The organism is Candidatus Nitronereus thalassa (assembly GCF_032191465.1).
Taxonomy (GTDB): Bacteria; Nitrospirota; Nitrospiria; order Nitrospirales; family UBA8639; genus Nitronereus; species Nitronereus thalassa.
This window is the reverse complement of the sequence record NZ_JAQOUE010000001.1, coordinates 816,543-841,276: the sequence shown is the minus strand read 5'-3', so window position 1 is coordinate 841,276 and position 24,734 is coordinate 816,543. Positions and strand designations below refer to the sequence as shown.

Annotated in this window: 27 protein-coding genes; 16 read left to right on the top strand and 11 right to left on the bottom strand. The window is 49.0% G+C overall.

Going from position 1 to position 24,734, the window contains the following annotated elements:
* Positions 1 to 266: 266 nt before the first annotated feature.
* Together PPG34_RS04010 and PPG34_RS04005 are read left to right on the top strand one after the other, a co-directional pair.
* Positions 267 to 632: a copper resistance CopC family protein gene (locus tag PPG34_RS04010; RefSeq protein ID WP_313831851.1), complete on the top strand. Its 366-nt coding sequence runs from the start codon at positions 267 to 269 to the stop codon at positions 630 to 632.
* A gap of 9 nt (positions 633 to 641) precedes the next feature.
* Positions 642 to 2,270 (top strand): copper resistance D family protein, encoded by a 1,629-nt coding sequence (locus PPG34_RS04005; protein WP_313831850.1) that lies wholly within the window; start codon positions 642 to 644, stop codon positions 2,268 to 2,270.
* 13 nt (positions 2,271 to 2,283) lie between these two features.
* Here the strand turns inward: PPG34_RS04005 and PPG34_RS04000 are convergent, their stop codons facing one another.
* Positions 2,284 to 2,847 carry a mismatch-specific DNA-glycosylase gene (locus tag PPG34_RS04000; protein ID WP_313831849.1) on the bottom strand — a complete coding sequence of 188 codons (564 nt, stop codon included), beginning with the start codon at positions 2,845 to 2,847 and terminating at the stop codon, positions 2,284 to 2,286.
* Positions 2,848 to 3,023: 176 nt separating this feature from the next.
* Between PPG34_RS04000 and msrA the strand changes: the two genes are divergently transcribed.
* Both msrA and PPG34_RS03990 read left to right on the top strand, forming a co-directional pair.
* Entirely contained in the window at positions 3,024 to 3,647 is a 624-nt protein-coding gene (gene msrA, locus PPG34_RS03995) for a peptide-methionine (S)-S-oxide reductase MsrA (protein ID WP_313831848.1), read from the top strand.
* A gap of 48 nt (positions 3,648 to 3,695) precedes the next feature.
* Complete coding sequence (locus PPG34_RS03990) at positions 3,696 to 4,349, top strand: cyclase family protein (protein WP_313831847.1); 654 nt, start codon at positions 3,696 to 3,698, stop codon at positions 4,347 to 4,349.
* Between the two features lie 54 nt (positions 4,350 to 4,403).
* On the opposite strand, the gene PPG34_RS03985 is transcribed toward PPG34_RS03990, so the two are convergent.
* Positions 4,404 to 5,051: a tetratricopeptide repeat protein gene (locus tag PPG34_RS03985; RefSeq protein WP_313831846.1), complete on the bottom strand. Its 648-nt coding sequence runs from the start codon at positions 5,049 to 5,051 to the stop codon at positions 4,404 to 4,406.
* A 261-nt stretch (positions 5,052 to 5,312) separates the two neighbouring features.
* Here PPG34_RS03985 and PPG34_RS03980 point away from each other — a divergent pair, with 261 nt between their 5' ends.
* Complete coding sequence (locus tag PPG34_RS03980) at positions 5,313 to 5,705, top strand: hypothetical protein (protein WP_313831845.1); 393 nt, start codon at positions 5,313 to 5,315, stop codon at positions 5,703 to 5,705.
* Here the strand turns inward: PPG34_RS03980 and PPG34_RS03975 are convergent.
* Complete coding sequence (locus PPG34_RS03975; protein ID WP_313831844.1) at positions 5,680 to 6,540, bottom strand: 50S ribosomal protein L11 methyltransferase; 861 nt, start codon at positions 6,538 to 6,540, stop codon at positions 5,680 to 5,682. The genes PPG34_RS03980 and PPG34_RS03975 overlap by 26 nt on opposite strands.
* A gap of 18 nt (positions 6,541 to 6,558) precedes the next feature.
* Between PPG34_RS03975 and PPG34_RS03970 the strand changes: the two genes are divergently transcribed.
* Positions 6,559 to 8,448, top strand: a complete 1,890-nt coding sequence (locus PPG34_RS03970) for a MutS family DNA mismatch repair protein (protein ID WP_313831843.1) — start codon at positions 6,559 to 6,561, stop codon at positions 8,446 to 8,448.
* Positions 8,449 to 8,519: 71 nt separating this feature from the next.
* On the opposite strand, the gene PPG34_RS03965 is transcribed toward PPG34_RS03970, so the two are convergent.
* The 6 genes from PPG34_RS03965 to PPG34_RS03940 all read right to left on the bottom strand — a co-directional run bounded on the left by PPG34_RS03965 (position 8,520) and on the right by PPG34_RS03940 (position 15,159).
* On the bottom strand, positions 8,520 to 8,798 hold the full coding sequence (locus tag PPG34_RS03965) for a hypothetical protein (protein WP_313831842.1): 279 nt from the start codon (positions 8,796 to 8,798) through the stop codon (positions 8,520 to 8,522).
* Between the two features lie 355 nt (positions 8,799 to 9,153).
* Positions 9,154 to 10,164: an alpha/beta fold hydrolase gene (locus PPG34_RS03960; RefSeq protein ID WP_313831841.1), complete on the bottom strand. Its 1,011-nt coding sequence runs from the start codon at positions 10,162 to 10,164 to the stop codon at positions 9,154 to 9,156.
* 36 nt (positions 10,165 to 10,200) lie between these two features.
* Complete coding sequence (gene oadA / locus PPG34_RS03955) at positions 10,201 to 12,147, bottom strand: sodium-extruding oxaloacetate decarboxylase subunit alpha (protein ID WP_313831840.1); 1,947 nt, start codon at positions 12,145 to 12,147, stop codon at positions 10,201 to 10,203.
* A gap of 46 nt (positions 12,148 to 12,193) precedes the next feature.
* A complete protein-coding gene (accC, locus tag PPG34_RS03950) occupies positions 12,194 to 13,612 on the bottom strand; it encodes an acetyl-CoA carboxylase biotin carboxylase subunit (protein ID WP_313831839.1) in 1,419 nt (472 codons plus the stop codon).
* A gap of 192 nt (positions 13,613 to 13,804) precedes the next feature.
* Positions 13,805 to 14,647, bottom strand: coding sequence for a substrate-binding domain-containing protein (locus PPG34_RS03945; RefSeq protein WP_313831838.1), 843 nt, complete (start codon positions 14,645 to 14,647; stop codon positions 13,805 to 13,807).
* 200 nt (positions 14,648 to 14,847) lie between these two features.
* Positions 14,848 to 15,159, bottom strand: a complete 312-nt coding sequence (locus tag PPG34_RS03940; protein ID WP_313831837.1) for an FmdB family zinc ribbon protein — start codon at positions 15,157 to 15,159, stop codon at positions 14,848 to 14,850.
* Between the two features lie 206 nt (positions 15,160 to 15,365).
* Here PPG34_RS03940 and PPG34_RS03935 point away from each other — a divergent pair, with 206 nt between their 5' ends.
* The 10 genes from PPG34_RS03935 to PPG34_RS03890 all read left to right on the top strand — a co-directional run bounded on the left by PPG34_RS03935 (position 15,366) and on the right by PPG34_RS03890 (position 22,336).
* Positions 15,366 to 15,545, top strand: a complete 180-nt coding sequence (locus PPG34_RS03935; protein WP_313831836.1) for a hypothetical protein — start codon at positions 15,366 to 15,368, stop codon at positions 15,543 to 15,545.
* Positions 15,546 to 15,599: 54 nt separating this feature from the next.
* A complete protein-coding gene (locus tag PPG34_RS03930; RefSeq protein WP_313831835.1) occupies positions 15,600 to 15,803 on the top strand; it encodes a hypothetical protein in 204 nt (67 codons plus the stop codon).
* A 154-nt stretch (positions 15,804 to 15,957) separates the two neighbouring features.
* Positions 15,958 to 16,389 (top strand): hypothetical protein, encoded by a 432-nt coding sequence (locus PPG34_RS03925; RefSeq protein WP_313831834.1) that lies wholly within the window; start codon positions 15,958 to 15,960, stop codon positions 16,387 to 16,389.
* A 64-nt stretch (positions 16,390 to 16,453) separates the two neighbouring features.
* Positions 16,454 to 17,497: a uroporphyrinogen decarboxylase gene (gene hemE / locus PPG34_RS03920; RefSeq protein WP_313831833.1), complete on the top strand. Its 1,044-nt coding sequence runs from the start codon at positions 16,454 to 16,456 to the stop codon at positions 17,495 to 17,497.
* A gap of 169 nt (positions 17,498 to 17,666) precedes the next feature.
* On the top strand, positions 17,667 to 19,133 hold the full coding sequence (gene hemG / locus PPG34_RS03915; protein WP_313831832.1) for a protoporphyrinogen oxidase: 1,467 nt from the start codon (positions 17,667 to 17,669) through the stop codon (positions 19,131 to 19,133).
* 48 nt (positions 19,134 to 19,181) lie between these two features.
* Positions 19,182 to 19,454: an acylphosphatase gene (locus PPG34_RS03910; protein ID WP_313831831.1), complete on the top strand. Its 273-nt coding sequence runs from the start codon at positions 19,182 to 19,184 to the stop codon at positions 19,452 to 19,454.
* A gap of 67 nt (positions 19,455 to 19,521) precedes the next feature.
* The gene (locus PPG34_RS03905) at positions 19,522 to 20,037 is read left to right on the top strand and encodes an adenine phosphoribosyltransferase (RefSeq protein WP_313831830.1); all 516 of its coding nucleotides are present in this window, start codon (positions 19,522 to 19,524) and stop codon (positions 20,035 to 20,037) included.
* A 120-nt stretch (positions 20,038 to 20,157) separates the two neighbouring features.
* Complete coding sequence (locus PPG34_RS03900; RefSeq protein WP_313831829.1) at positions 20,158 to 20,784, top strand: TraR/DksA family transcriptional regulator; 627 nt, start codon at positions 20,158 to 20,160, stop codon at positions 20,782 to 20,784.
* Positions 20,785 to 21,055: 271 nt separating this feature from the next.
* Positions 21,056 to 21,739 carry a 7-cyano-7-deazaguanine synthase QueC gene (gene queC / locus PPG34_RS03895; protein ID WP_313831828.1) on the top strand — a complete coding sequence of 228 codons (684 nt, stop codon included), beginning with the start codon at positions 21,056 to 21,058 and terminating at the stop codon, positions 21,737 to 21,739.
* Between the two features lie 135 nt (positions 21,740 to 21,874).
* A complete protein-coding gene (locus PPG34_RS03890; RefSeq protein WP_313831827.1) occupies positions 21,875 to 22,336 on the top strand; it encodes a c-type cytochrome in 462 nt (153 codons plus the stop codon).
* A 98-nt stretch (positions 22,337 to 22,434) separates the two neighbouring features.
* Here the strand turns inward: PPG34_RS03890 and PPG34_RS03885 are convergent, their stop codons facing one another.
* The gene (locus PPG34_RS03885) at positions 22,435 to 22,677 is read right to left on the bottom strand and encodes an Lrp/AsnC family transcriptional regulator (protein ID WP_313831826.1); all 243 of its coding nucleotides are present in this window, start codon (positions 22,675 to 22,677) and stop codon (positions 22,435 to 22,437) included.
* 138 nt (positions 22,678 to 22,815) lie between these two features.
* Positions 22,816 to 24,597, bottom strand: coding sequence for a M3 family oligoendopeptidase (locus tag PPG34_RS03880; protein WP_313831825.1), 1,782 nt, complete (start codon positions 24,595 to 24,597; stop codon positions 22,816 to 22,818).
* Positions 24,598 to 24,734 lie beyond the last annotated feature (137 nt).

Genomic DNA, 24,734 nt, shown 5'->3' with positions numbered 1-24,734 from the left:
TAGGTGCCTGGTGTTGTGTTTTGATTTCAGTTTTTCATTGCAGAAGGGGTAATTGAATATTTTTTCAAAATCGATATCTTACTTGTATTCGATATGAACGGTTCAGTAGTCTTCGCCGAGCCAGGAAAACGAGATTTTCGAAAATTATCAATGCCCCTTTCTGATTGTAGAACATTTGGTGAGCCTAAGAAACTATTGGACAGGCAGCGTTCAATTCCATCAATGTCTTGGCTCGATGTATCACTCATAATTCTGGAGGGTGAGCGATGATGTCCCCGTGGGTCTCTGGTTTGGCGAGTTTGCTTTTGGCCTCGAGCTTCTGGACGCTTTCATGGGGACATGGCGTCCTCATTGAATCGTCCCCATCCCATGGGGCGATTCTTAAGACCTCGCCAACCCTCATATCGTTGCGTTTCAATGCCGCGCTAGAGCCTTCCATTACTCAAGTGTCGTTGGTTGACATTGAAAATCACATACAAGCCTTAACGATTACCAAAGATTCGACGGTGGAGCGTATTGTCGCAACAGTTCCTCCCTTGTTGCCTGGAGTGTACCGTGTAAATTTTCAGGTACTCGCTACCGATGGTCATGTGACCGAAGGGTCCATTCGATTTACCATTCTCGCCGAATAAACGGATTCCATGTCAGATCTTCTAGAATTCATCAGCGCCTTGCTTGATGGCGTAGCCCTTATTGCCCTTGCCTTAGTATTGGGGGGAATTGCCTGTGTCCTAGCTGTCCTTCGAATCACCCATGACAATCGTGCCGTCCTTGGTGCAGGTGCTCACCGTGTGCTAACCGTTACCTTCGTTGGTACCTTGTGTCTCGCGGGACTTCGTGGGCTTCAGCTCCTGCTGAAACCCTTGGCCCTATCCCATGTCATGGGCAGTTCAGCGTTTACCGCATTTTCCCAGACCCAGGTTTTTCAGTATAGCGTGATTAGTGTGGTGCTCCTCCTTGGGTTAGCGGGATCTTTAGGTTTCGTTAATAAGCATTTGCTCTCTTGGAGTGGTTGGCTTGGAGTTTTTGTCTGGGTTATTGCATTACTGGTGAACGAAGGGTGGCTTAGCCATGCCGCGAGTCGGCTTGAGGGGGGGGGACCCTTAATGGTGGCGACGGTCATTCATGTCTTTGGCGCAACGGTCTGGGCAGGTGGCATTGCCCATTTATTGCTGTTAAGGCAAGGTCTTGGGAAGAGTGATCCTGAAGTTTGGGCGGAGTTGGTGTCGAGATTTTCTCCGGTAGGAATGGCTTGCGTTGTTCTTATTATGGCTCCTGGAGTGTATTTGGCATGGAGCTATGTGGGTGGGTGGAGTGAGTTGATCGGGACAGGATACGGCAATATGGTGGCGGTCAAAGTCGGGTTGTTCTTTTGCGTGATAGTGTTGGCGGCTTTGAATTTTTTTGCGGCTCGAGAATGGAAACGTTCAGGTCAATTAGCCATCATGATTCAACGTGTGCCAGCCTATATTGAGGTGGAGATTATTTTGGCCATAGGCTTACTCTTTACCGCTGCTTCATTGACCGGATTCCCTCCTTCTGTTGATGTTTCCGAAGCAACTGCGACACCAGCGGAAATGTGGACGATGTATAACCCCAAGGTTCCAAGGTTAGCCGGGCCTGAATTAATTTTTATTGACGCCCCGGAATTAACGGACTTACGAACGGGTGAGATGGGTAAGAAGGAAGATATGAGTTGGGATCGGTTCAACCATAATTTTTCAGGGGTTGTGGTAATTGCCATGGCCATGGTCGCGTTATTCGATCGGTTGGGAGGATTTCGCTGGGCCCGTGTTTGGCCGTTGATGTTTATTGGGTTTTCGGTATTGATATTTGTCTTTGCCAATCCAGACCATTGGCCAATTGGTCCAATTGGATTTATTGATAGTGTGCAGGACACGGAAGTTGTTCAGCATTGGCTAGCGGCCCTTGTGGTATTTGGACTAGGATGGTTTGAATGGCGGGCTCGAAATGAAGTCCTGAAACATCAACAGGTACAATTTGTATTTCCCATTTTATGTATTGTGGGCGGCATCATTTTGCTGACTCATTCACATAGTGTTGGCGAACTCAAGGAGGAATTTCTTCTTCAGAGTACACATGTGTCCATGGGGGTGTTGGGGGTGCTATTGGGATGTGGACGTTGGTTGGAAATTCGTTTGGCGGCACCCTATGATCGAATGGCTGGGGTTTTTTCCATTGCGGCAATGATGCTGGTAGGACTGATCCTTTTGTTTTATGTCAAACCCAACTTGGTAGAGTTTTCTTAGAGGTACCTTTAGGTTAGAGGCGTCGGTTCAGGCGATGAAGCTGGCGGAATAGTCTCAGCATTTCGTGATATGAGTAGTGGGCGTTCCTGCCACTGGGATTGGGGAGTACGAACACCAAAGCTCCCCCAAACTTTTCTGTTTGGAGGCCCACCGTGGGTCGAGAGTTCGGCTTATTTTTTCCAGGCTTCGTTGTGTGAATTGCTGAAAACAATGCCTTCCTGATAGTGAGTCCTAGTAACGCAACCAGTTTGGGCCGGTATCGCATCACTTTTTTCAAGAGTGCTTGACGGCCCTTGGAAAAATCCAGAGCCGTCAGCTCATGGGTACCTGAGGTTGGCCGATCCACGATGTTGGTCAGGCCATAGCCCCAGGTGGGCAGTTGTCCATCCTGATGATAGGTAAGAGGGGAGGGTACGCAGTTAGCCTCATAAAGTAATTTCCAGAACCGGTTGGAATGTCCCGCATAATGGTGGCCTAATTGAGACGATCGTAATCCCGGGTTTATACCAACAAATAGCACCTTGACTCCTGGGCGGATATGATCCGGCAATAAACCACTAGGGGGGGAAGACGCCATTAGGGGTTCCGAGATGAGACTTTCAACATGGTAGAATACTCTATGTACGACTGTAACGCTGGTCCCGAGTTTAAGACTGTAAATATGATGTGGTAGAAGAAGCAACCACAGTGACAAAATGTTGACAGCAAAATCTGTATAGACCGTAGAGTGCTGTATTAACAAGGAGGGCAAAAATGAAACTTTATAAATGGCTTGGGTGGCTTGGGTTGAGTGGCTTGTTGGTGTTGTGTTTCTCTCTACCTACAATGAGCCAGAACCCTAAAGCCGAAGGGGAATTTGCCAAGGCGACCTTTGCTGGTGGGTGTTTCTGGTGTATGGAACATCCGTTTGATGAACTGGAAGGCGTGGTGTCGACTACCTCGGGTTACACCGGAGGACACAAAGAGAATCCTACATATCCGGAAGTATCGGCGGGAGGGACTGGCCACACCGAGGCCGTACAAATTGTGTATGATCCGAAAAAAATCACCTATCGGGAATTGTTAAAAGTCTATTGGCGAAATACCGACCCGACGGTATCGGATGCACAATTTTGTGATCATGGGACGCAGTACAGACCCGAGATTTTTTATCACAACGAAGAACAGCAAAAGCAGGCCGAAGAATCCAAGAAGGAGATCGAAGACATCAAAACATTCCCGCAGCCTATTGTGACGAAAATTACCAAAGCGACAACCTTCTACCCGGCTGAGGACTATCATCAAAACTATTATCAAACGAACCCGATTCGTTATAAATTCTATCGGTTGGCGTGTGGTCGGGATGCGCGATTGGCGGAGTTATGGGGAAAAGCCTAGGCGACCGTGGAGGTTTTCTTCACCGTCCGGATGTGGTAGTTTCTCTTGGTGTCATGCTCCCCGCGAAAACTCCTTGATATCACCCTTCCCTTATCAGACCGCACGTTAGTATTCCCAGGAGATTTACCTCCTGAAATCCAACGTGTGTCAGACCTCAAGCAGGGTAATTCTCTAACGGTGTCAAGGGTGAGCATGGGTTGCCATGTGGGGACGCATGTGGATGCTCCCGGTCATTTTTTGTCTCAAGGAATGATGGTGGATGAGTTGCCGCTGTCGTGCTTTTACGGACAGGCATTGGTGATTGGACAAGAGGGCAAACGAATTATTGATAAAGCGGATGTGGAAAAGAAGGCGATCCCACCCCGACATCATATCTTTTTCAAGACGGACAACGGGACTCTATTGAATGGGCAAGTCTTTTTGAAGGAACGATGTGTTCTATCAAGCCAGGCCGCGCAATATCTCACGACATTAAAGCCCCTTTCAATTGGGTGGGATTATTATAGCCTGGATTCTTCAGAGAACTTGGACGCGTTTCCTGCCCATACGATTTTGGCTCAGGCCAATATCCCTGTGTTTGTGTGTTTGCAGTTGAGGGCCATTGCAGAAGACCTATATGAGTTTTCTGGATTTCCTATACCGCTGGAAAATGTCGAGGGTGCTCCTGTGAGAGCTATTCTTATCCGTCCTGAAAAAGAATGAAAAAAAGGATTGGGGTAAGGAAAGACTGGTAATAGTTGGAGTTGCCTGAACGACTTACCGAGAAACAAGATGTTTCGATTGCAATCGAGCCAACATCCGTTTCGAATCCTTAATAAAATCTTGTTGTCCAGATTCTTCTGAGAATTTCAGTGCCGTGGTGGCTAAGGCAATAGCCTCGGCGTATTCCCCATCATCGGCGAGAACTTGAGCCAAGGTCAACCGGGCATTGATGCACTTGGGGTCTTCGCGAATGACCCGTCGAAGAAGTTCTTTGCCTTTTTTGACGTCCCCTCCAAAAAGGCTCGGTAGTCTTACTAGGAAGGTCGCTTTGGAAGAAATCGCGCTCAGATGGTTAGGATTTAACTCCAAGGTCCGATTCAATTCCGCCATCATTTTGGGAAAACCAAATGCCGACATGAGATTTTCCCCATCAATCCGTAATTGTTCCCCAAGGGTGCAGAAGAGCGAGTAGTGGGCATCGGGCAGTTGATCATTTAAAGCAACGGCCCGTTCGGCGAGTTCTTGTGCTCGTTCAAAGTGGGCAAGCCGGATATGCCGTGCATCGGCTGAGCGACCACGTTGACATTCCTCCATCGATTCTGAGGCCAGGTCTTTTGCGGTTTCCTTGGCCAACAAGACCTGAGGGATCAGGCAACTCATGAGAATAAAGGGGATAAGGACGGAATGTAAAAGATGTTTCATGAATATTTCCTTCATTGAGTGAGACGCAATCCCTTACCGTAATGAAAAAAATAGGCAAAATCAATGCCCAAACCAACTCTTTCTTAAATCGGTAAAACCTTGAATAATATTGATTATTTTCCTCGATGGACTGTTTGGTTTTTGCAAAAATGTGGCAAAAATTCAACAGCTAATGGTTATTTATGGGGGGATCTTGCTCCTGGCCTAGGGGTTCGCTAAGGTTCAATATTACTATCATACTGCATTAAAAAAGGGTTTGCCATGCGACTCTCGGGGAGACAAATCGGATTACTTAAAGAATATATGCACGATCTCGTGGAGCAGGCCAAACAAGATGAAGCCACAACCCAGACATTTGGATTTGCTTCCCAGGCTTATCGATCAGATCAAGCCATTTCTGACCTTTTAGCGATTTTAGACGATCGGATCGAATCAGAGGGTGTCCAAGTCGGGTTGCCCGTGGAGTTTCTCCACCAGATGTGGACCCTTTGTAACGAGGCTAATGCAGAAGTGGAGGGGACAGTATGGTTGCAGCGAAATCTCGATGGTGAGCCTTCGACTAAGTCCCGGGTGCGTGACCTGACCTACAGGGCCCTGATTGAGTATTTGGAACATCGACCAGAAGAACCTACGACAACTTGTACTGATGAGTAAATTTCAATGCCAGCCATTCTCCACGAGTTCTACTCTCCAACATCGTCCATCCGTGTTCTTCAAATGCTGCACTGATTTCTTCTTGGTCGTCCACCAAAAGACCTGAAAGAAAAAGTCGCCCGTCTGGCGCAAGGAATTGTTTCAAAGGGTTTGCAATTTCCAGCAGCGTACGACGGTCCACATTGGCGACAATCACATCTATTGTTGCTCGTGGATATTGATCAAGCGTCGCAACGGAGAAGACAAGTTCCTCTCCAAATCCATTCAGTTGGGCATATTCGCGAGCACAGTCAATGGCTTGGGTATCGCAATCGAATCCTTGTGCGCGCTCGGCTCCCAACCGAATCCCTACCATGGCCAGAATGCCTGAACCTGTTCCGACATCGAGTATGACCTCACCGCCTTGAATGGTGTCTTCGAGCCATTCAGTCAAAAGCTGCGTAGTCGCATGATGGCCGGTTCCAAAAGCCTGCTTGGGGTCAAGGACCAAATCAATGTCCTGTGGGTTGGTTGAGGCAGGGACCCAACTTGGCCGGATGCGTACACGTTGTCCGATTCGAATGGGTTGTACCTGACTCGCCCAGATGGCATTCCAATCTTGAGAAGGAATCGTGCATATGCACAGCATATCTTTGGAGGGAGTGATGCCTAAGGTCTGCAGAGCAATCTGGATCAACTCAGGAATATCCGAGGACCAATGCGTGGGGTCCCAGTACACATGAATCGTGTGATTGTCGACCCATGTTCCTAAGAGGCCGGGGTGATGGAGCAAGCCTGTCAATTCATTGGCATCAACGGAGGTAAGAATGAGAATGTCAATTGTATAGTCACTCATGTGTGTTGACGATTGTCAATGTACCAAGTATCGTCCGCGGTCACAATGATGGAGACGTGGAATCACAGGCAGAATCGTGAAACGGCAATAATTCGTGGTATCGATCGCGGTACACGCCTATGTGTGCAGTGTGAACAACGGAGCGCGATGTTCAGTCGAGTGCGCATGGGAATCGTTCTTCTCGCCATCATTGTTTGCGCCATTCTCTACAACCATGAATGGTTTGTGACGGGAAATTGGGTCTTGGTTGGCTGGGTGGTCGTGTTCATAGGAGTTGCGCATTACCATAACCGGCTAGAGGACGGATTGACTAAACTTCGACTCTGGATACAAATCAAACAAACGAATTTGGCTCGGCTGCAACTGAATTGGAAAGACATTCCCGACTCACACATTGTGTTGCCTTCTGACCATCCCTATGGAGTGGATTTGGATATCGCTGGTGGACATTCCCTGCTCAAATTATTGGATACCTCGGTCTCCAACGAGGGGCAAACACGTTTGGTGTCGTGGGTGGCGCATCAAAATGATCATCCCCAGTCTTTTTCTGAATGGACCTTTCGCCAAGAGTTGGTGAAAGAATTAACACAGCTTTCTGGACTTCGAGATCGCATTCAGCTGGAGGCCAAACGTGTGAGTCATACACTCCTTAATGGTGATCGGATAAATGTCCTTTTGAAAGATTCATTGGAAATACCTCATTTGGCTCTCATTCTGGGAGTCACCGGCGGGTTGGCCACAACTAATGTCGTGTTGTTTTTGGTATGGGCGCTAGGGCTCGGGCCAGGCTATTGGTTAATTTCTTTTCTCCCCTATGCCTTCTTGATGTTGATGGTTGGGGGACGGCTCAGTCATGTCTTTGAGCGAACCCTCGATTTGCATATGGAATTACATAAACTCGCAGCCGTGATTGGCCTATTGGAAAAACGATCGTTTAGGGCTGTGTCGGCGATTAGTCAGGTGACCGAACCTTTCCGTGCGGGCGAAGGGCTACCCTCTGTCGCTATCAAACACTTGGCAAAAGTGTGTAGTGGCCTGAGTGTCAAGGGCCATCCATTGATTCATATCGCCATCCACCTGATCGGACCCTGGGATGCCGTATGGACCTGGTACTTGCAAAAGGTCTGTGGTCGGTTGCGTCCCCTGTTGCCCAGTTGGCTTGACCATTTCGCGACTATCGATGCTGGCATGGCTCTGAGCACGTTTGCGTATCTGAATCCTCACTATGCGTGGCCGAAGCGGCGAGAAAGTCTTTCGGCAAAGGATGCCGGAGTTGCGGCTACTGCCATGGGCCACCCCCTCTTGCCACATGAACAACGGATTAGGAATGATTTTGAGCTTCGGGCGGTTGGCCAACTGTTTTTGGTGACCGGATCGAATATGTCAGGAAAAAGCACATTTTTACGCACCATTGGGATCAATGTCTGTTTGGCGCAAGCCGGAGCGCCGGTCTGTGCTGAATCCTGGGATTGGTCTTGGATGCGTATCCTGACCTGCCTTCGTGTGGGAGATTCCCTTGAAGAAGGACTGTCCTATTTTTATGCCGAGGTCAAACGGCTGAAAAGCATTTTGGCCTCTGTGAGTGGGGCTGAACATTATCCCGTACTTTTTCTCATTGACGAAATTTTCAAAGGAACCAATAACCGCGAACGGTTACTTGGAAGTGAAGCTTTTATTCGTGAATTGACGAAAGGTCATGGGTTAGGACTTGTCACCACCCATGATTTGGAATTAGCCCGATTAGAAGACGAGTTGCCTGGCATTATCAATGTCCATTTTCAAGAGACCGTTGGGGAGAAGGAATTACAGTTTGACTACCAACTCCGTCCCGGTCCTTGTCCCACTACCAATGCTCTTCGCATTATGGCCATGGAAGGCTTGCCGGTTCCGAAACAGGAATCCCCCTAGAAGGTCTTCACGAAATTTCCGTTGTTTCCGTTGATGGATAAAATCCGAAAATTGAAACTTGAAATTCGGGTTTATGGAATGAAGATCTGAGTGTCCTGTTGGTCTTGATCGGTCTTTTCACCCGTGGATGAACCGCAGTAGGAACAGACATATTCAAATTTGTTCCCTGAAGGTAGGACCAACAGTAGCCGTTCCCGAGCAGGAGTGGCTTCTTTGCAAGTTGGGCAATACAAAAGAGAGGCGTTAAGCGACCGGAATTGCTCATTTGGATCGCCTTGAGGCGCTTGTTGTGGACGCATGCGCCCTGGCTTGCCAGAAAACGCTCGAGGGTCAAAAGGAAAACGTGCCATGCTGTGATCCTACTGAGCATGTTTGTCAGGGTCAAGGTTGGGAATTTTTTTATACGGGGTTTCGGTCCCGCGCGACGAGGTTCCTTCGGCGTTGGCTCAGGACAAGCTCTTTTGTTTTGGAAAAAGGACCAAAATCCATGGTGTGGCGCGTCACCGGCCTTCGGTCCTACCCCTCTAACTCGAATAAGATAGTGCTAAACTTGCTTCGCTTAGACAGCTTTTGCCAAAAGGCAAAATTGGGAGAGACTTCACCGCGCATGACGCTATCTTCCTTAAAATCTCAAAGGTCGTTCAATATCGCAAATGAGATCTACGTCATGTGACGTATATTGAAATTTATTTCTATCAACTGAGGCTAGTGATTTTGGTTAAAAAATTGTAGCAGTGCGGGGTTGACGATTTCTGGACGTTCCCATTGTGGAATATGACCTGAGTTGGAGACTTGGAAAAACATGCTGTGAGGTATTGTGTCGTGCATGGTGTGACCGACGGCGCTGGGAAAAACGCGATCCTGATCTCCCCAAATAATAAATGTTGGTTGTGTTATGTCCTTTAATCGTGGCCCGAAGTCTTTTTCCCAGTCAGGTATGTGTTCGATTTGAGAATATAGCGGTGGGAGAAAGTCCGATGCTTTCCGGTTTTGGTATGACCGCTCAATGACGATTGGGGTGACTAATGTGGGATCATGAATGATTTCACTCAAAATGCGTTTGGTAGCCCAACGGCCTGTGAGCCAAAGGCCTATGCGTGCCAGCCAAATCGGAGGGCGTGAGTCGATAAACCTTTTATATGAAGACGAAGCGATACTCTCGGCGATTTTTGCCGGAAACCCGCTGATAAGTACTAGTTTGGAGACTCGTTCTGGATGCGTGAGTGCCATGCCGATTGCCAAGGCTGCACCCATGGAATTTCCGACAAGCGTGGCCTGTGGAATGCCAAGGTTATCCATAAATTCAGTGAAGGCGTTGAGTAGGAAAGTGGGGGAGTAATCGATGTCTGGTTTGTCCGAGAGTCCGGAGCCCAACATATCAGGAGTAATGACGCGATGATCTTTTGCCAGGGCCTCTTGTTGATGTTCCCATTGCCACATAGATCCACCGAAACCATGGAGAAGAATGATCGGAGGGCCCTGGCCTTCATCGAGGTATGCCAGGGTATGACCAAGCATCGTAGTCGTTTGCACCGTATGGCGGTGTGCAAGGTTAATGGTCTGTGGTCTTGTTGGTGTGGAGGTCGTACAGCTTGTCACAAGTAGGGTGATGAACAGCATCTGGACCAGCAGAGGTGCAAGATATGTCATGCCGTTCGCGGGAAGAGAATCTATAGATAAATCCTCACGCCTTTTCCATAACGAGATGAAAGGCATGAGAGAGTTCGTGGTAAAGTTTATTGTAGGGTAGCGTTACTCAATTTGGACCAATGTTTCGTCAGAATTGACCTGATCTCCTTCTTTCACATGAATGGCCTTGACCGTTCCATCAATGGGGGCAGTCACTTGGTTTTCCATTTTCATGGCTTCAATCACTAAAACCGAATCTCCAGTGGAGACCTGGTCTCCCTCCGCCACAAGCACCTTGACGACACGACCGGGCATGGGGGTAGTGATATCCCCTGGACCGCTGGGTGTTGGTCTTCCTCCCTTGGCTGTGCCCGAGCTGATTGGGGCTTCCGGGCCACCAGCTAACACCTCTTGGAGGGGTTCTAGGTAGACCTCTTCCAATTTGTCATCGACCTTAATGTAATAAGGTTTGCGCCCATCCACAGTTTGGCCCGAGCCGGAGACGTGAATGTGGTAGGTTTCGCCATGCAACATGACGCGAAATTCCACGGGTGCGAGATGCAGATCATGGGAAGATGGAGGCTTGCCCCCTTGGGCAAGAGGTTCGAGAATTTCTGGCTTCAGCTCGCCTCGTTCTCGTTCATCGATGAATTGTAACGCGACCGAAGGGAATAAGGCATAGGACAACACATCTTCGATCGACACCTTATGATCGGATAGTTCTTTCTTCGCGACAGTGAGTTCAGGGTCCAGATTATCAGCCGGTCTTCCTGTGATGGGTTTTGCCCCGGCAATCGCTTTTTGCCGTGTTTGCGAATCTAGGGATCCTGGTGGTTTGCCATAGTATCCGAGGAAGTAATTTTTAGTCTCATTGGTAATGACTTTGTATCGGTCTCCCGTCAACACATTCATCGTGGCTTGGCTTCCCACGATTTGGCTGCTGGGTGTGACGAGCGGCGGGTAGCCCATATCTTTGCGCACGCGGGGAATTTCTTCCAGGACTTCCTGCATTTTGTTAATGGCGTTTTGTTCCGCCAATTGTGAGGCTAGGTTGGAAAGCATGCCTCCCGGCACTTGGGATAGCAGGATATCCGTATCGACGCCAGTAAAATCGCTTTCGAACTGGTGATATTTTTTTCGAGCTTCACGAAGTTTGCCTGCCACGGGGGTCAGTTGACTTAAATCTAACCCAGTGTCATACGGCGTGTTTTTGAGTGCCGCAATAAATGTTTCCGTCGGTGGGTGAGATGTCCCGCCAGAGAGTGGGGACATGGCGGTGTCTAAAATATCCAGACCACCGAGAATGGCCATCAGCGAAGACATTGAGGCCATGCCGGAAGTGTAATGTGTATGCAGATGGATCGGGGTGCGTACCGCTGCCTTCATGCGCCTGATTAATTCATAGGCCTCAAATGGCGGGAGTAACCCTGCCATATCCTTGATGCAAATCGTGTCAGCCCCGAGGTCTTCCAGTTCCTTGGCTTGTTCTACATAGTGATGCAGACTGTGTACGGGGCTCACGGTGTAACAGATAGTGGCCTCAACATGTTTTTTGCATTGCTTGACCACCTTCATGGCCGGTTTAATATTCCGGATATCATTGAGGGCATCAAAAATACGAAATACGTCAATTCCATGTTCGGCCGATTTCACAATGAATTGTTCCAGGACGTCGTCGGCGTAATGGCGGTATCCCACGAGATTTTGCCCGCGGAGCAACATTTGAAGGCGTGTATTGGGGGCGGCTTTTCGGAAAGCTTTGAGGCGCTCCCAGGGATCTTCCTTTAGGAATCGCAAACAGGCATCAAAGGTGGCGCCACCCCACACTTCGAGTGACCAAAACCCCACTTTGTCGAGTTCCTCGGCTGCGGGGATGAGATCTTCAGAACGCATCCGTGTAGCCAAGAGGGATTGGTGTCCATCACGTAACGCGACATCAGTCAAATGGATTTTTCGACCCTGAGAGGGTTCCAGTTCAAACGAGTCGGAACGTTTCTTGGAAGGTGCCTTTTTCTCAACAGGCGCGGAGTCCGTTTTTTTCTTGCCTGGTGATGTTGGTTTTTGCGCCATAAGATGCCTTTGTGTTTGAAAAAATGTTTAGATCGTCAATGGCCGTTTACAGTCCTTCATAGGCTGCGATGGCGGCTGATAGTGCGACCACCATATCTTCTGCTTCCAGGGCATGCTCATATTCAAATAAATTTGTATGGGTGTCTAAATAGGAGGTGTCAAAGCGTCCCGCTCGAAAATCAGGTTCTTCCATGATGCGCATCATGAATGGGATCGTGGTTTTCACGCCTCGTAACACGAATTCTTCCAGGGACCGGTGGGTGCGTCGAACGGTTTCATCCCAGGTTCGTCCTTGAACCGTCATTTTGGCTAGAAGGGCGTCATAATAGGGAGGAACGGTGTAATCTTTATAAACCACCCCATCGATACGCACCCCAATGCCGCCTGGAGATAAATAGGCCGTGACTTTTCCGGAGGATGGCCGGAATCCATTTTGCGGGTCTTCGGCATTAATTCGACATTGAATGGCATAACCTTGGAGGCTGATTTCATGTTGCCCGAACACTAAGGGGCGACCTGCGGCGATCCAGATTTGCGTTTGAACAATATCGACGGTGGTGATTTGCTCAGTGACCGTATGTTCCACTTGGATTCGAGGGTTCATCTCAATGAAATAGTACCGCCCGTCTTGGTCCAAGAGAAATTCGATGGTGCCGGCATTATAAAACTCAGCGGCGCGGGCTAGTGAGATGGCGGCTTCTCCCATTTGCGCGCGAAGCCGTGGAGTGAGGACCAGAGAAGGGGCAATTTCGATGATCTTTTGATGGCGTCGCTGAATGGAGCAATCCCGCTCGCCTAAATGGACCACATATCCGTACTTATCCGCCAGTAATTGGAACTCGATATGATGGGGGCGCTCCACATACTTCTCAATAAATAATTCCGGGTTTCCAAAGGCGGCATTGGCCTCACGGGCACCGGATTCCATGGCATCTTTAAGCTCTTCATCAGTATGAACCACGCGAAGCCCGCGTCCTCCACCCCCAGCACTGGCTTTGACCATGACTGGGTAACCAATCGAATGGCAAAATTTCAGACCTTCTTCATAGTCGGCCACAGGGCCGTCGGTTCCGGGTACCACCGGTACCCCAACTTGTTTCGCGAGTTCCCGGGCCTGGACCTTATCCCCCAGCAAGTGGAGGGCGCGTGGAGAAGGTCCGATGAACGTGATTCCCGCATCCTCGCATAATTGTGCGAACTCAGCATTCTCTGCCAAGAACCCATAACCAGGGTGGATGGCATCAGCTCCAACCCGTTTGGCAAGGTTCACGATCTGTTTGGCATCTAGAAATCCCTGAACCGGGCCTGGTCCGACCAAGTAGGCTTCATTGGCCTTTTTGACATAAATGGCCGTGGCGTCGCATTCAGCGTAAATTGCAACGGTAGCAATATTCAACTCCCTGCACGCGCGGATCACGCGCATGGCAATTTCACCGCGATTGGCCACCAGGATTTTTTTAAACATCCACGATCCTTTTATCGATAGTAAAAAAAAGGTCCGCACCCTGGGATCACGAAATGACTCGAGGCCGACGAGGAACGTTGTTCCTAGGAAAGTCAGTAGCCAGGGAAGGGGTTTAGCTTGTGGATTGCTGGGGTATGTAGCATGGGGGGTTGGGCAGATGTCAAGAGGATGGAACGATGACCCTGGACAGGTTTATTCGTTCTTCAGGGGATAATACTTGATTACGGAGCTGGTTCGATCCTGAAAAAGTCCGCTGGCGCCGGCTTTCACCGCTCTTTGACCAGCCGGAGACAGTACAAATTCTAGGAACGCTTTAGCCACGGGATTGGGTTTTTTCCCCTGTACGAAGACGACTGGGCGTCGGAGGGGGTAGGTGCCGTCCAGGACGGTCTGGTATTCCGGTTCAATCCCATCGATGAACAGCAAGGTTACTCCATAGCCATCCTTGTGGGCTTGCAATGCCGGGCCCATGGACACGTAGGAGATGGAATAAATGTCCCCATTGACGGCTTTAAAGGTGTGTTCTTCTTTTTCAACCACTGGAACTCTGGAGTCCTTAGAATTTTCCAGGTTGATGTGCTGTTCAAAACTCTGGCGAATATTTTGATTCCATGTCCTTTGAAAAATACGGATTTTAGCCTCAGGCCCTTCCTCGTAAACCTGCGACCAAAATTTAAGTTTTCCTTCAAATATTTGCTTGAGTTGGGCCGTGGAAATATCCTCAATGGGGTTGGCAAAATTCGTGATGACGGCAATCCCATCCCAGGCCACAATCGTTGAAGGAAGATCTTTTTCTAACATTCCTGTGATGGCGATATGTGCATTTCCTTTTCTGACCTCTTCTACCGGGCGAGCATTTTGGTGCCAAAAAAAGTCAAGGGAGGTTTTTGGATGAAGGGACTCAAAGTCTTTGGCGAGGGCTTCGATAGCATAGCGTTCCGGCCCATTTCCAATCACGAGGCAACGGCCAGTGAGTTCTTGTGTTTCTGAATAGGCCAGAGCGTTTCCCAGGACCAGGGCTAATATAGAGGTCATGAGGATGAAGAGTTTTCTGGGCAAAATGCTATTCATAAGTGTTTGGATGTAAAGCAGGATTGATCATGTAATGTATTGTACAAAGTTATTAAAGGAGGGGAAGGTGAAGACGGTGACCCACTTGAAATTTTCTTTTTCCTCCTCATCTTGAAGCGGATCAAATAGTGAATAGAACCTGAGCGTAAACGCCGAATGAAAAATTAGCCTTCTCCTGCACCAGGATCAGGTGCTTGGGTCATGGCCGGTTCCCCGGGCATCGCTCTCGCACCGCCCATGAGGGGGGGAAGCTTTTTAAATCGGTCCATACGATCATTGTACATATCGTAGGCTTTCATTTCAGCAAAGCCTGGCTTGTGATCGCCCTTGATCTGGGATGCAAAGGCTGACATCAATCGGTGGGCTTTGGTTTCGTTGCAACGTGGGCAACTCGTCTCTTCCGATCTGGCGTTCATCGATTGCATGAGCTCAAACTTGTGCTCGCAGGATTGGCATTGATATTCATACACCGGCATAGCGACATTCACTCCTTTGTTGTGGTGTCCCAAATAACCTTTCCATTATAGCCGAATGAATTTGTCGCTTGCCAACTTCTGGGGAAAATAATTATTGACGGACTATTCTTGTCCAGGTTTCTCTTGCCTTGACGGACAAATACGCACTTCTTTAGACTATTTAAGTTTGGGGTTTTCGAACAATCTTTAACGTGGTGGAGGACGGCATGGCAGTTTTGATCAGACGGTACAAGCTTGCCAATGGAATGCAGCAAGAGGAACGCATTGATGAGGATGATCGTATCGAGCGATATATGAAACTTTTTGACCGTGAAGATGTGAAAAAGATTCAATCTGGACAAAAGGTAAAAATCGAAAAAGACGAATGGCAGTTGGTGGACGACTAAGAATTCCTGACTTGTGTATCTTTTTACACAACTAGGTAGGATGGTGAAGCAATTATGGGGCTATGGATAAATATTCGACGGTCGCTTGATCAGGCCGTGCTTCATCGGGAGCGCTGTATCCAAATTCCCACCTCGGCTGGGCGGTCCGACCATTGGGAGGGCGGCTGGTTTGAATATCCAGACAAAGAAACAGCCCTGGATGCGCTTGAACAAACGGGTACGACACAACAGCTTAAATGTCCTATTTGTAAGCCTTAGCTCGCTCTTCGATGTATTCAGGATCGGTTCCTTCCTTTATCCGCACTCAAGATCATGAACTCCATTATATTGAACACAGGATTGGCCTTTTTGTTCAGAGGGCCGAAAGGTGGCTGAAAAGTTCGGTGGTTCGCGATGGTTCAAGGAAGGCTATTTGGATAATCGAACCACTGGCTTAGTTATTGGACGACTGACATTTGCCGCTATCGGTTCTGTGGATGTGTGCCTAAAAGGGGACTTTAAGTCGGATATTTTAGGGCAGGTCATCGCACTTTGTAATTCGCAATTTTCTGACGATGCGATAGCCGGTCACCGGTTAAGCGATTTTGCGATTCCTCAACTTGGTACTGTGAGTCTCATTTCATTTGACCCTCACCCTCTTTTGGATCCGCATCCCTATTTTGAATGGTTTTCCTTAGACCAGGATCACTATCGCATTGAATTGGCTGAAGGTGATGCCTGGATTGTTGAACCTGGGAATACCGGGGAATTTGATGAAATTAGCGACCGTTTGAGAGACACTCTCGTCTCTAAGCTTGAGGCGTCTCCGACTGAATCGAAAACGAGTGACCAGGAATGGTTTTAATGAAATTTAGTGTGATCAGTAATCACGATCCATTTTATTTACTCCCCATAAGGCCACGGTTATCATGACGCCTCCTTTGACGAATGATCGTTTTCTTCGAGCCTGCAGAAGGCAACCCGTTGACCGAACTCCCGTCTGGTTTATGCGGCAAGCAGGACGCTATATGGCGGAGTATCAGGCAATTCGAAAGAAACATAGTATCTTGGATGTGTGTAAAACCCCGGAGTTAGCTGCCGAAGTCACTCTTCAACCTATTGAACGGTTTCCTTTAGATGCCGCCATTATCTTTGCAGATATTCTGTTGCCCCTTGAACCAATGGGACTTCAATTATCGTTTGTTGAGGACAAAGGGCCGGTGATCGCCAATCCTGTGAGAAGTGTCGAGGATGTGGAGCGGTTGCGTGTGGTGGATGGTCAGGCATTTACCTTTTCTCATGATGCCATGTCCTTAACGATTCAACGATTGGCCGGGCGAGTCCCACTCATTGGATTTGCCGGTGGTCCCTTTACGTTGGCGAGTTATGCCATTGAAGGCGGGAGTTCTCGCTCCTACATCACAACCAAGCGCCTTATGTTTTCCCAGCCGAAATTGTGGCATGCCTTGTTAGAAAAATTTTCCGATGTGGTGACGAACTATCTTCTGGTACAAATCGATGCAGGAGCGCAAGCTATTCAATTATTTGATAGTTGGGTTGGATGTCTTTCACCAGGTGATTACGAAGAATATGCCCTTCCCCATGTGACACGCATTATAGATCGCTTGCGGTCTGCGGGGGTGCCCCTCATTTATTTTGGAACTGGCACATCGACCCTCTTGCCGCTCATGAAAAAGGCCGGAAGTGATGTGGTTGGGCTAGATTGGCATGTTCAGTTGGATGAAGCTTGGGCCCGTCTGGGCTACGATGTGGCTGTGCAGGGAAATCTTGATCCCGTTGTCCTGTATGCCCCGGTTGAAGAAATCGACCGACGGGTTAAAGACATCCTGACTCGTGCTAATCAACGTCCTGGACATATTTTTAACTTGGGTCATGGCATTCTTCCTCAAACGCCAGTTGCCCATGTTGATGCGGCGATTGCTTCTGTTCACAAATATGGTCGACATTCCTGAAACGTAACCCGTGATGCAATGTGTGATGATGAGTAAGAGCAAAGGGTAGAAAGGGGGAGGTCGTGATCCGTAACACCTTATTCCGGTTCCGAATCCAATCACTTTATCCCCATTAAACCTATCACAATCTTTACACCACCAATTTCTCAAAACTCGTCAATGACTGCTCATGACTCGACCTTCCACTTCTGTTAAACGCGTTGTCATTGTAGGCGGAGGTATCGCCGGCCTTTCGACCGCGTTTACGCTCGCGGAAGAATCGCAGAAATTCAACCAGGCCGTTCACTGTACAATCCTGGAGGCTGGATCAAGTTGGGGCGGCAAAATTTCCACGACTCGAGTCGATGGCTTAATCGTGGAAGGCGGGCCTGATTCATTTCTCTCTATCAAACCATGGGCCCTGGAATTGTGCGAAAAACTGGGCTTGAGTTCGCAACTCATCAATACAAATCAGGGTCACAACAAAACCTTTGCTTACTCCCGTGGACGGCTTCGGGAATTTCCCCAAGGGTTAGTTTCCATGGTACCCACCAAAATGGGGCCCTTATTTAAAAGCGGGCTGGTGTCTTGGCCGGGAATTTTGCGGATGGGAGGGGATTGGTTTATTCCTGCTCGCTCTGCTGATGCACCGGAAGAATCATTGGCAAGTTTTTTTACTCGTCGGTTTGGGCAGGAAGCCTTTGATCGATTGATCGAACCCCTGGTCGCGGGCATTTATGCGGGGGATGCCAGGGAACTCAGTGTCTCTGCGACCTTTCCTCAATTTGTCGATTTAGAAATTCAACATGGGGGATTAATCAAAGGTGCGTTGGCACAGCAACGGGCCAGGCGAGCTCCTCAAGGGAAAAGTGGCACACCCCGTACATTATTCGTCACCCTGCAGCATGGGTTGGATGAGCTGGTCACCAGGTTGGTGGAGGTCCTCACCAAACAGGGGATCACCTTATTGCTTGGAAAGGCAGTGCATCATGTGAATCGGGTGCCCGTTTCCGATGGCCACGGAATGTGGAGAGTGAGCTTAGCGAACGGCGAAGTGGTTGAGGCGGATGGTGTCGTCCTGGCCACCCCAGCCTTTGTGTCCTCTCGGATTTTGGAAGAGTGTCATCCCGAAGTGGCTGGTTTGTTATCGGAAATACCCTATGCTTCCACGGTCACCGCGTCCCTTGCGTTTCGGAAAGCAGAGGTGCAGTCACAATTACAGGGGTTTGGGTTTGTGGTTCCTCGAGTGGAGCAACGGAAATTGATTGCCGCGACCTGGTCGTCCTTGAAATGGGCTGGGCGCGCCAACCCTGATGAAAGCCTGATTCGGTGTTACCTGGGGGGCCGAGGACGTGAATCCATTCTTAAGGAGGATGATTCCCGTTTAGTGGCGGTTGCCTTGGCGGAATTAGGGGAAATGATCGGGATTAAGGCCTCCCCACAGTCGGCACACGTATTTCGATGGGCGCAGGCCATGCCGCAATATGTGATTGGGCATCGTGCTCGGGTGAAGAACCTTCGGCAACGCCTCGCAGCTAGCCCAGGTTTATATGTGACCGGCGCAGCATATGAGGGGTTGGGAATTCCTGATTGTATTCGTGATGGGAAAGAGACGGCCCAATCCCTTAGCGCCATGTTGTGGAAGAATGCGTCATAAGTTTGTTGCTGGTGCGGAAGTCTAAAAAGGATGGCGGATTTGTCTCACATGGTTCGTGTTCATGTGTTCGTTCAGGGGCATGTGCAGGGCGTGGGTTTTCGAGCATTTACGGCTCGTCAGGCGAAATCCCATCAGGTAAACGGGTGGGTCCGGAATGTACAAGATGGCCGTGTGGAGTTGGAAGCCCAGGGCTTGCGTGAGTCAGTGGAAAAGTTTCTCGTAGATTTGGAGCAAGGTCCGGCATTATCCAATGTGAGGGAGGTCAGCGTGGAATGGATTGAACCGCAGGATCAGGAATCTACGTTCGAAGTGAAATATTAACAGTCGGAGCCAATTCGGTCGGTACTTATTTAGGTTCATGGTATTTGATGGAAGAAAGGACTGATTGATGGATTATAAAAGTTTGATTCGAGAAATTCCCGATTTTCCAAAATCTGGTATTTTATTCTATGACATCACGACGCTACTCAAAAATTCATCAGGTTTTCAGAAGATCGTTCAGGACTTGACCGATCATTACCGAAATGACCAAATCAGCAAGGTGGTGGGGATTGAATCGAGAGGGTTTATCTTGGGTGGGCCCCTGGCCTTTAATCTCAATGCGGGGTTTGTGCCAGTTCGCAAGCCAGGAAAATTGCCCGCCGATGTGTTTGAAGTAAAATATAACCTGGAATATGGATCGAATTCTTTGGCCATTCATCGGGATGCCATCGAAATGGGTGAACGGGTGTTGGTCGTCGATGATCTCTTGGCGACGGGGGGAACCGCAGCGGCCACGGTACACTTATTGAGGCAATTAGGGGCGGAAATCGTCGGATGTACGTTTCTGGTGGAACTGTTAGCTTTAGAGGGCCGGGCCAAGTTGGATGGATGTCCGGTCCATTCCTTGCTGTCCTATCACTAGATCAGGTATGATGCGCGACTTCCGCAGGCCGACCCTTAGAGATTGGGAATTGTTGAAAGGAATATGAAGAACTCGTTACGCGTCGTTTCAGGGAAGCGTGTTCGTTAAAGGAGACGAGGAATGAAAGCCAAACCCGCGAAAAAAACCACGGCGGCTACCAGTAAATCGACCAAGGCTGGAAGTGTGAAAACCGCTGCAACCAAAACTTCCAAGGCCGTGGCCAAACGAACACCATCTTCTAAACCCGTGACCAAATCCTCTTCTGAACCAAAGTCAAAGCCCAAGCCCAAAACCAAGGCCGAGTCTTCCTCGCCTCGACCTGCGAATGATGTGGCCACCCAAACCAAGCGTCCTGTGGTGTTGGGCGCTCGTGCCAAGGCCTTGCGGACGATATTGTTGGCCAAACGGGATGCCGTGATGAAACAAATGCGTGAACAATTGGGGCAATCGTTGACTGATGATCAACAGCGTCGATTGGAATCGGCAATGGATAGCGGGGATCAGGCATTGTTTGATCTTGAGCGTGAGATGGGGATTTCATTACAAGAAATGCGGAATCGTGAGCGGCAGATGATCGAAGAAGCCTTATCAAGTTTGGATGAAGGCACCTACGGGAAATGTGCGGAATGTGATGCGGAAATCAGTGAGAAACGTTTGGCCGCGCTCCCGTTTGCTCGTTATTGTATCGAATGCCAATCTCGCATGGAATTGCTGGAAAAAATTGAAAAAGGAGAGCAACGAATTTGATCCTTGTGCTTTGTGCTTTAGAATAGTTACTCCTCTGGCTGGGCCTTCCAGGTCTGTCCTAATACTTTTCACGAAATCCCTGATTTCCTAGTTAATCCTCCTCCTTTCCACGCCGGTTTTTTCTCGTATTCTCGTGAATCCGTGTTCCCATTGCTAATCGAAAGAGGAATCTTTACTCTGATTTTATGACGTGGACGTGTGACGTTTTCTTCTATGATAGAAACACTGATCCGCAGGATTGTGGCAAACTCGCCATTGGTGAGAGGGTCCGGTGAACGCAGTAGTGCTAGCCAGCGGAGGGCTGGACTCCACGGTAGCCGCAGCCATCGCCAAAGAGGAAGGCTGGGCTCTGTTTTTGGTCACTGTAGGATATGGCCAGCGGCATCATGTTGAAATTGCCTGTGCTAAGAAAATCGCGGCTTGGATCGGGGCCAAAGAGCACAAGATTCTACACCTGGATTTAAGCGTGTTTGGAGGGTCGGCACTCGTCGGGCAAGGCACGGTTCCCAAGCATCGATCAGAAAAGGATCGAAAGCAAGGGATTCCTAATACCTACGTCCCGGCCAGGAATACGATTTTTCTCTCATTGGCCTTGGCCTATGCCGAAGTGTCCAAAGCCAAAAGCATTTTTATCGGAGCGAATGTGTTGGATTATTCAGGTTATCCTGATTGTCGGCCAGAATTTTTGCAAGCCTTTCAACAGGTCGCACGACTGGGAACAAAAATGAGCGTGGAAGGGAGCTCCGTTGAAATCAAGGCCCCACTCCTTCAACTCAGCAAGGCACAAATCATTCAACGGGGGATCGAGTTGGGCGTGCCCTTCGAACTTACTCATAGCTGTTATGATCCGAATGAAGAAGGGGTGGCCTGTGGGCAATGTGATAGTTGTCTTATTCGATTGGAAGGATTCCGACAGGCTGGGAAAAAAGATCCAGTGTCATATCAGGTTGGGTAGGATTTTGGCAGATAGGTCAGACATTGGTTCTATTTGTGGATATGGGACTCATGATCGGGAAAGTATAGAACACAAAAGACCGCCTGTTTCTATTTTTCTCTATGCTGTTTTTCACTGAAATGTTGAGGTTTTAAGGTGAGAAAAGAACAATTACATCATTGGCAAAGTTGGTGCTTGGGTGTTGTCTTCGTTTGCGGGCTAGGTTTGGGTTGCTCCCAGGCTGATGAGGGGGACCATCCCTCTCATGCGGTTATGGAAAAAAATGGGGCAACATCTGCTGGAGTTGTGGTATCGGAGAGTGCGGATATCGAGGTGCCAAAGGAGTTTCAATCTGGAGAAGAACGGTTCAATACCTTCTGTGCCCGTTGTCATGGAGTTCATGCCCGGGGAACAACGAATGGGCCGCCGTTGGTGCACAAGATTTATGAGCCCTCACATCATGCGGATATTGCCTTTCTTCGTGCTGCGGCTCAGGGGGTGCGGGCGCATCATTGGGAATTTGGCAATATGCCAAAAATCGAAGGTGCGTCTTCAGATGATGTGCAGTTGGTAATTCAGTATGTTCGGTGGCTGCAGCGTGAAGCGGGTATCTACTGAGGCAAGCCGGTTACGTGAAGCGTGAAAAATACAAAGGATAAAGGAGCCGGCGTGGAGGCTCAGCGCCGCCGCTAATTTTTCCGCTTCATGTTTAAAATCTATTCCGGAAGCGTATAGACGAGGTGTGTGTCTGTTTGGGAGACACCTTCGATGGCATGAATACGGGTTAGGACCAGTTGGGTGAGGGCTTCTTGGCTCGTCACCTCGACACGGGCAAAAATATCCGGTTTGCCCCAGCAGGCATCAATCACTTTGATCTCAGGAATTTGTGACAGTAAATTTTTGACATTGGCCGTTTGGCCTGGAAGCACGTTAATGAGCACATAGGCACTTTCCATCATGTACTGGACTCCCTGTGACGCTAACGAAAGGTTTTTCCCTAGGCGATACAACAAACGGGGAAGGCTAACGCAACCGAACCCTCTAAATCAAGGAGGTTTCCCTTCCTCAAGATAGTGGTTTCAGTTCTCTTGACCGTTTTACCGTATCGTTTTCTCTAGATCTTCGACCATGCCCTCAATACGGTCGAATCCGGATTGCCAAAATTTTTCCGCACACATGTCGAGTCTGAGTGGTTTGAGCAAGTCTTGAGGGCTTTTAGAACCACCGCCCGCCAATAGTTCCAAATACTTAGGAATGAAAGACTTTCCTTCCTTCTGATACCGCTGGTACAGAGCTAAGACCAGCAGGTTCCCGAAACTATAGGCATAGCAGTAAAACGGGCTTCGATAGATGTGGGGAATGGAAATCCACTCCCATTGAAATTCATCTGGAACGGTCACGACTCGGCCGAATTGTTCCTTCAGCAAATTCCGATAGGTGTTGGCAAGGCCGTTGACGGTGGCCCCTTGGGCGATCTGTTCGTGGGCTTGGTTTTCGAATTCGACAAAATAGGCCTGTCGCAGGATGGTGGCATAAAGGTCATCGAGTTGCCCAAGGAGCAAGCGTTGCTTCATGCGAGGATTCGAGACTTCTTGGAGCAAGGCTTGCGAGAGGAGTTGTTCGCCAAATACCGACGCTGTTTCTGCGAGGGGCAGGGTTGAATGAAAGGTAAAGATGGAGTGGTGTCTGGCCATCATGCCATGCACGGCATGTCCGAGTTCGTGGGCAAGCGTGGCGACGTCACGGGCATCCCCCGTGTAATTCAGCATCACGTAGGGGGTGAGCTTTGGTAGGACGCTGTAACAAAATGCCCCGCCGGCCTTGCCGGGAGTGGTGGCAGCATCGATATGTCGATCTTCAAAGACCTGTTGAGCAAGGGTCGCCAATTTTGGTGAAAAGCCCTTATAGGCTTGGAAGACCAGTTTCTTGGCCTCTTCAAACGGATAGGAAATTTTTTCACTTTTGGTCGGGGCGTAAATATCATAGCGTGACAATTTCTTGATCTTGCAGATTTTTGCTTTCAGGCGAAAAAACTCTTGGAAAATGTGGCGGTTTTTTCTGCAACAGCCCAGGAGGGTCGTGACGGCTTCATTGGGAATATCATTGTAGGTATTGCGTACGGCCACAGGGGAAGCGTGATGCCGGAGGTCAATGCCTTCGTTTTTCCAATCAATGACGAGTGATTTGTAAATTTCTCCCAACATGTCGGCATGGCCCGAATAGACGCTCAGCAATTCCTGGTAAGCTTGTTTGCGTTTGATTGCCGAGGGGTGGCGAAAGAAGACAGACAGTTGCTCGCGTGAAAGGGGCGTTCGTGCTTCTTTTTCAGGAGATTTGAAGGTTAAGGCATTGGTCAGAACATCGTACAGTGTATCGAGTGCCGAACGGCCCGTGGTGTTTTTAATATTGATAATTCGTTCCTCGGGTTCGGTCAGCGTGTGCGGGGTAAGCCGACGTAGCGAGGTGAGATAATAGCGAATGGAATTAGTATGCGTCAGTAGTTGTTTTGCGGCTTTGCCGCGATGTTTTTGCCACCAAAGGTCGAAAAAGAGCACTCGATTGGACACATTGGCTAATCTATCCTTGACGGTGGCATCAAAGGCGCGCGCTTTTTGGTTGGTCGTGTTTTGAGCAAACCAGAGGCTTGAGTAGGCTCCTAATCGAGAACTCAAGGCGGCAATTTCTTCGATAAGGGAAAGCCCCTTGAGAAATGTTTTTGGGGAGGTGTGGTTATTGAGAGATGGGCGAAGCTTTTCCAGCGCCGTGATGTTTTTGTTGAGGTTTTGGGAGATCGTTTCCAGGTCTTTGTCCGGATTGGCCAGTAGATCTTTTAAGGTCCATTGAGGGAGGCGTGTTGGAGCTGTCGCTTTAGCGGGCATGCAGGAAACCTCTTTGTGTCAAGGGATAAATGATTAATTGGTCGGAGACGTTTTTATGCCAATAGCGTTGTTAGGTCAAGTGGGAAGCCTCGGTACGTAGCCAACAGGAGGGGCGGCATGGTGTTGGATAAATGATG

Bases quoted from the DNA above. Each gene is read 5' to 3' on its own strand.
- accC (WP_313831839.1), bottom strand. From the start codon at position 13,612: ATGTTTAAAAAAATCCTGGTGGCCAATCGCGGTGAAATTGCCATGCGC.
- PPG34_RS03935 (WP_313831836.1), top strand. From the start codon at position 15,366: ATGGCAGTTTTGATCAGACGGTACAAGCTTGCCAATGGAATGCAGCAA.
- PPG34_RS04000 (WP_313831849.1), bottom strand. From the start codon at position 2,847: ATGGCGTCTTCCCCCCCTAGTGGTTTATTGCCGGATCATATCCGCCCA.
- PPG34_RS03930 (WP_313831835.1), top strand. From the start codon at position 15,600: ATGGGGCTATGGATAAATATTCGACGGTCGCTTGATCAGGCCGTGCTT.
- PPG34_RS03880 (WP_313831825.1), bottom strand. From the start codon at position 24,597: ATGCCCGCTAAAGCGACAGCTCCAACACGCCTCCCTCAATGGACCTTA.
- PPG34_RS03900 (WP_313831829.1), top strand. From the start codon at position 20,158: ATGAAAGCCAAACCCGCGAAAAAAACCACGGCGGCTACCAGTAAATCG.
- PPG34_RS03960 (WP_313831841.1), bottom strand. From the start codon at position 10,164: ATGCCTTTCATCTCGTTATGGAAAAGGCGTGAGGATTTATCTATAGAT.
- PPG34_RS03910 (WP_313831831.1), top strand. From the start codon at position 19,182: ATGGTTCGTGTTCATGTGTTCGTTCAGGGGCATGTGCAGGGCGTGGGT.
- PPG34_RS03965 (WP_313831842.1), bottom strand. From the start codon at position 8,798: ATGGCACGTTTTCCTTTTGACCCTCGAGCGTTTTCTGGCAAGCCAGGG.
- PPG34_RS03975 (WP_313831844.1), bottom strand. From the start codon at position 6,540: ATGAGTGACTATACAATTGACATTCTCATTCTTACCTCCGTTGATGCC.
- PPG34_RS03980 (WP_313831845.1), top strand. From the start codon at position 5,313: ATGCGACTCTCGGGGAGACAAATCGGATTACTTAAAGAATATATGCAC.
- PPG34_RS03985 (WP_313831846.1), bottom strand. From the start codon at position 5,051: ATGAAACATCTTTTACATTCCGTCCTTATCCCCTTTATTCTCATGAGT.
- msrA (WP_313831848.1), top strand. From the start codon at position 3,024: ATGAAACTTTATAAATGGCTTGGGTGGCTTGGGTTGAGTGGCTTGTTG.
- PPG34_RS04005 (WP_313831850.1), top strand. From the start codon at position 642: ATGTCAGATCTTCTAGAATTCATCAGCGCCTTGCTTGATGGCGTAGCC.
- PPG34_RS03905 (WP_313831830.1), top strand. From the start codon at position 19,522: ATGGATTATAAAAGTTTGATTCGAGAAATTCCCGATTTTCCAAAATCT.
- PPG34_RS03885 (WP_313831826.1), bottom strand. From the start codon at position 22,677: ATGATGGAAAGTGCCTATGTGCTCATTAACGTGCTTCCAGGCCAAACG.
- PPG34_RS03970 (WP_313831843.1), top strand. From the start codon at position 6,559: ATGTACCAAGTATCGTCCGCGGTCACAATGATGGAGACGTGGAATCAC.
- PPG34_RS04010 (WP_313831851.1), top strand. From the start codon at position 267: ATGATGTCCCCGTGGGTCTCTGGTTTGGCGAGTTTGCTTTTGGCCTCG.
- hemE (WP_313831833.1), top strand. From the start codon at position 16,454: ATGACGCCTCCTTTGACGAATGATCGTTTTCTTCGAGCCTGCAGAAGG.
- oadA (WP_313831840.1), bottom strand. From the start codon at position 12,147: ATGGCGCAAAAACCAACATCACCAGGCAAGAAAAAAACGGACTCCGCG.
- PPG34_RS03940 (WP_313831837.1), bottom strand. From the start codon at position 15,159: ATGCCGGTGTATGAATATCAATGCCAATCCTGCGAGCACAAGTTTGAG.
- hemG (WP_313831832.1), top strand. From the start codon at position 17,667: ATGACTCGACCTTCCACTTCTGTTAAACGCGTTGTCATTGTAGGCGGA.
- PPG34_RS03945 (WP_313831838.1), bottom strand. From the start codon at position 14,647: ATGACCTCTATATTAGCCCTGGTCCTGGGAAACGCTCTGGCCTATTCA.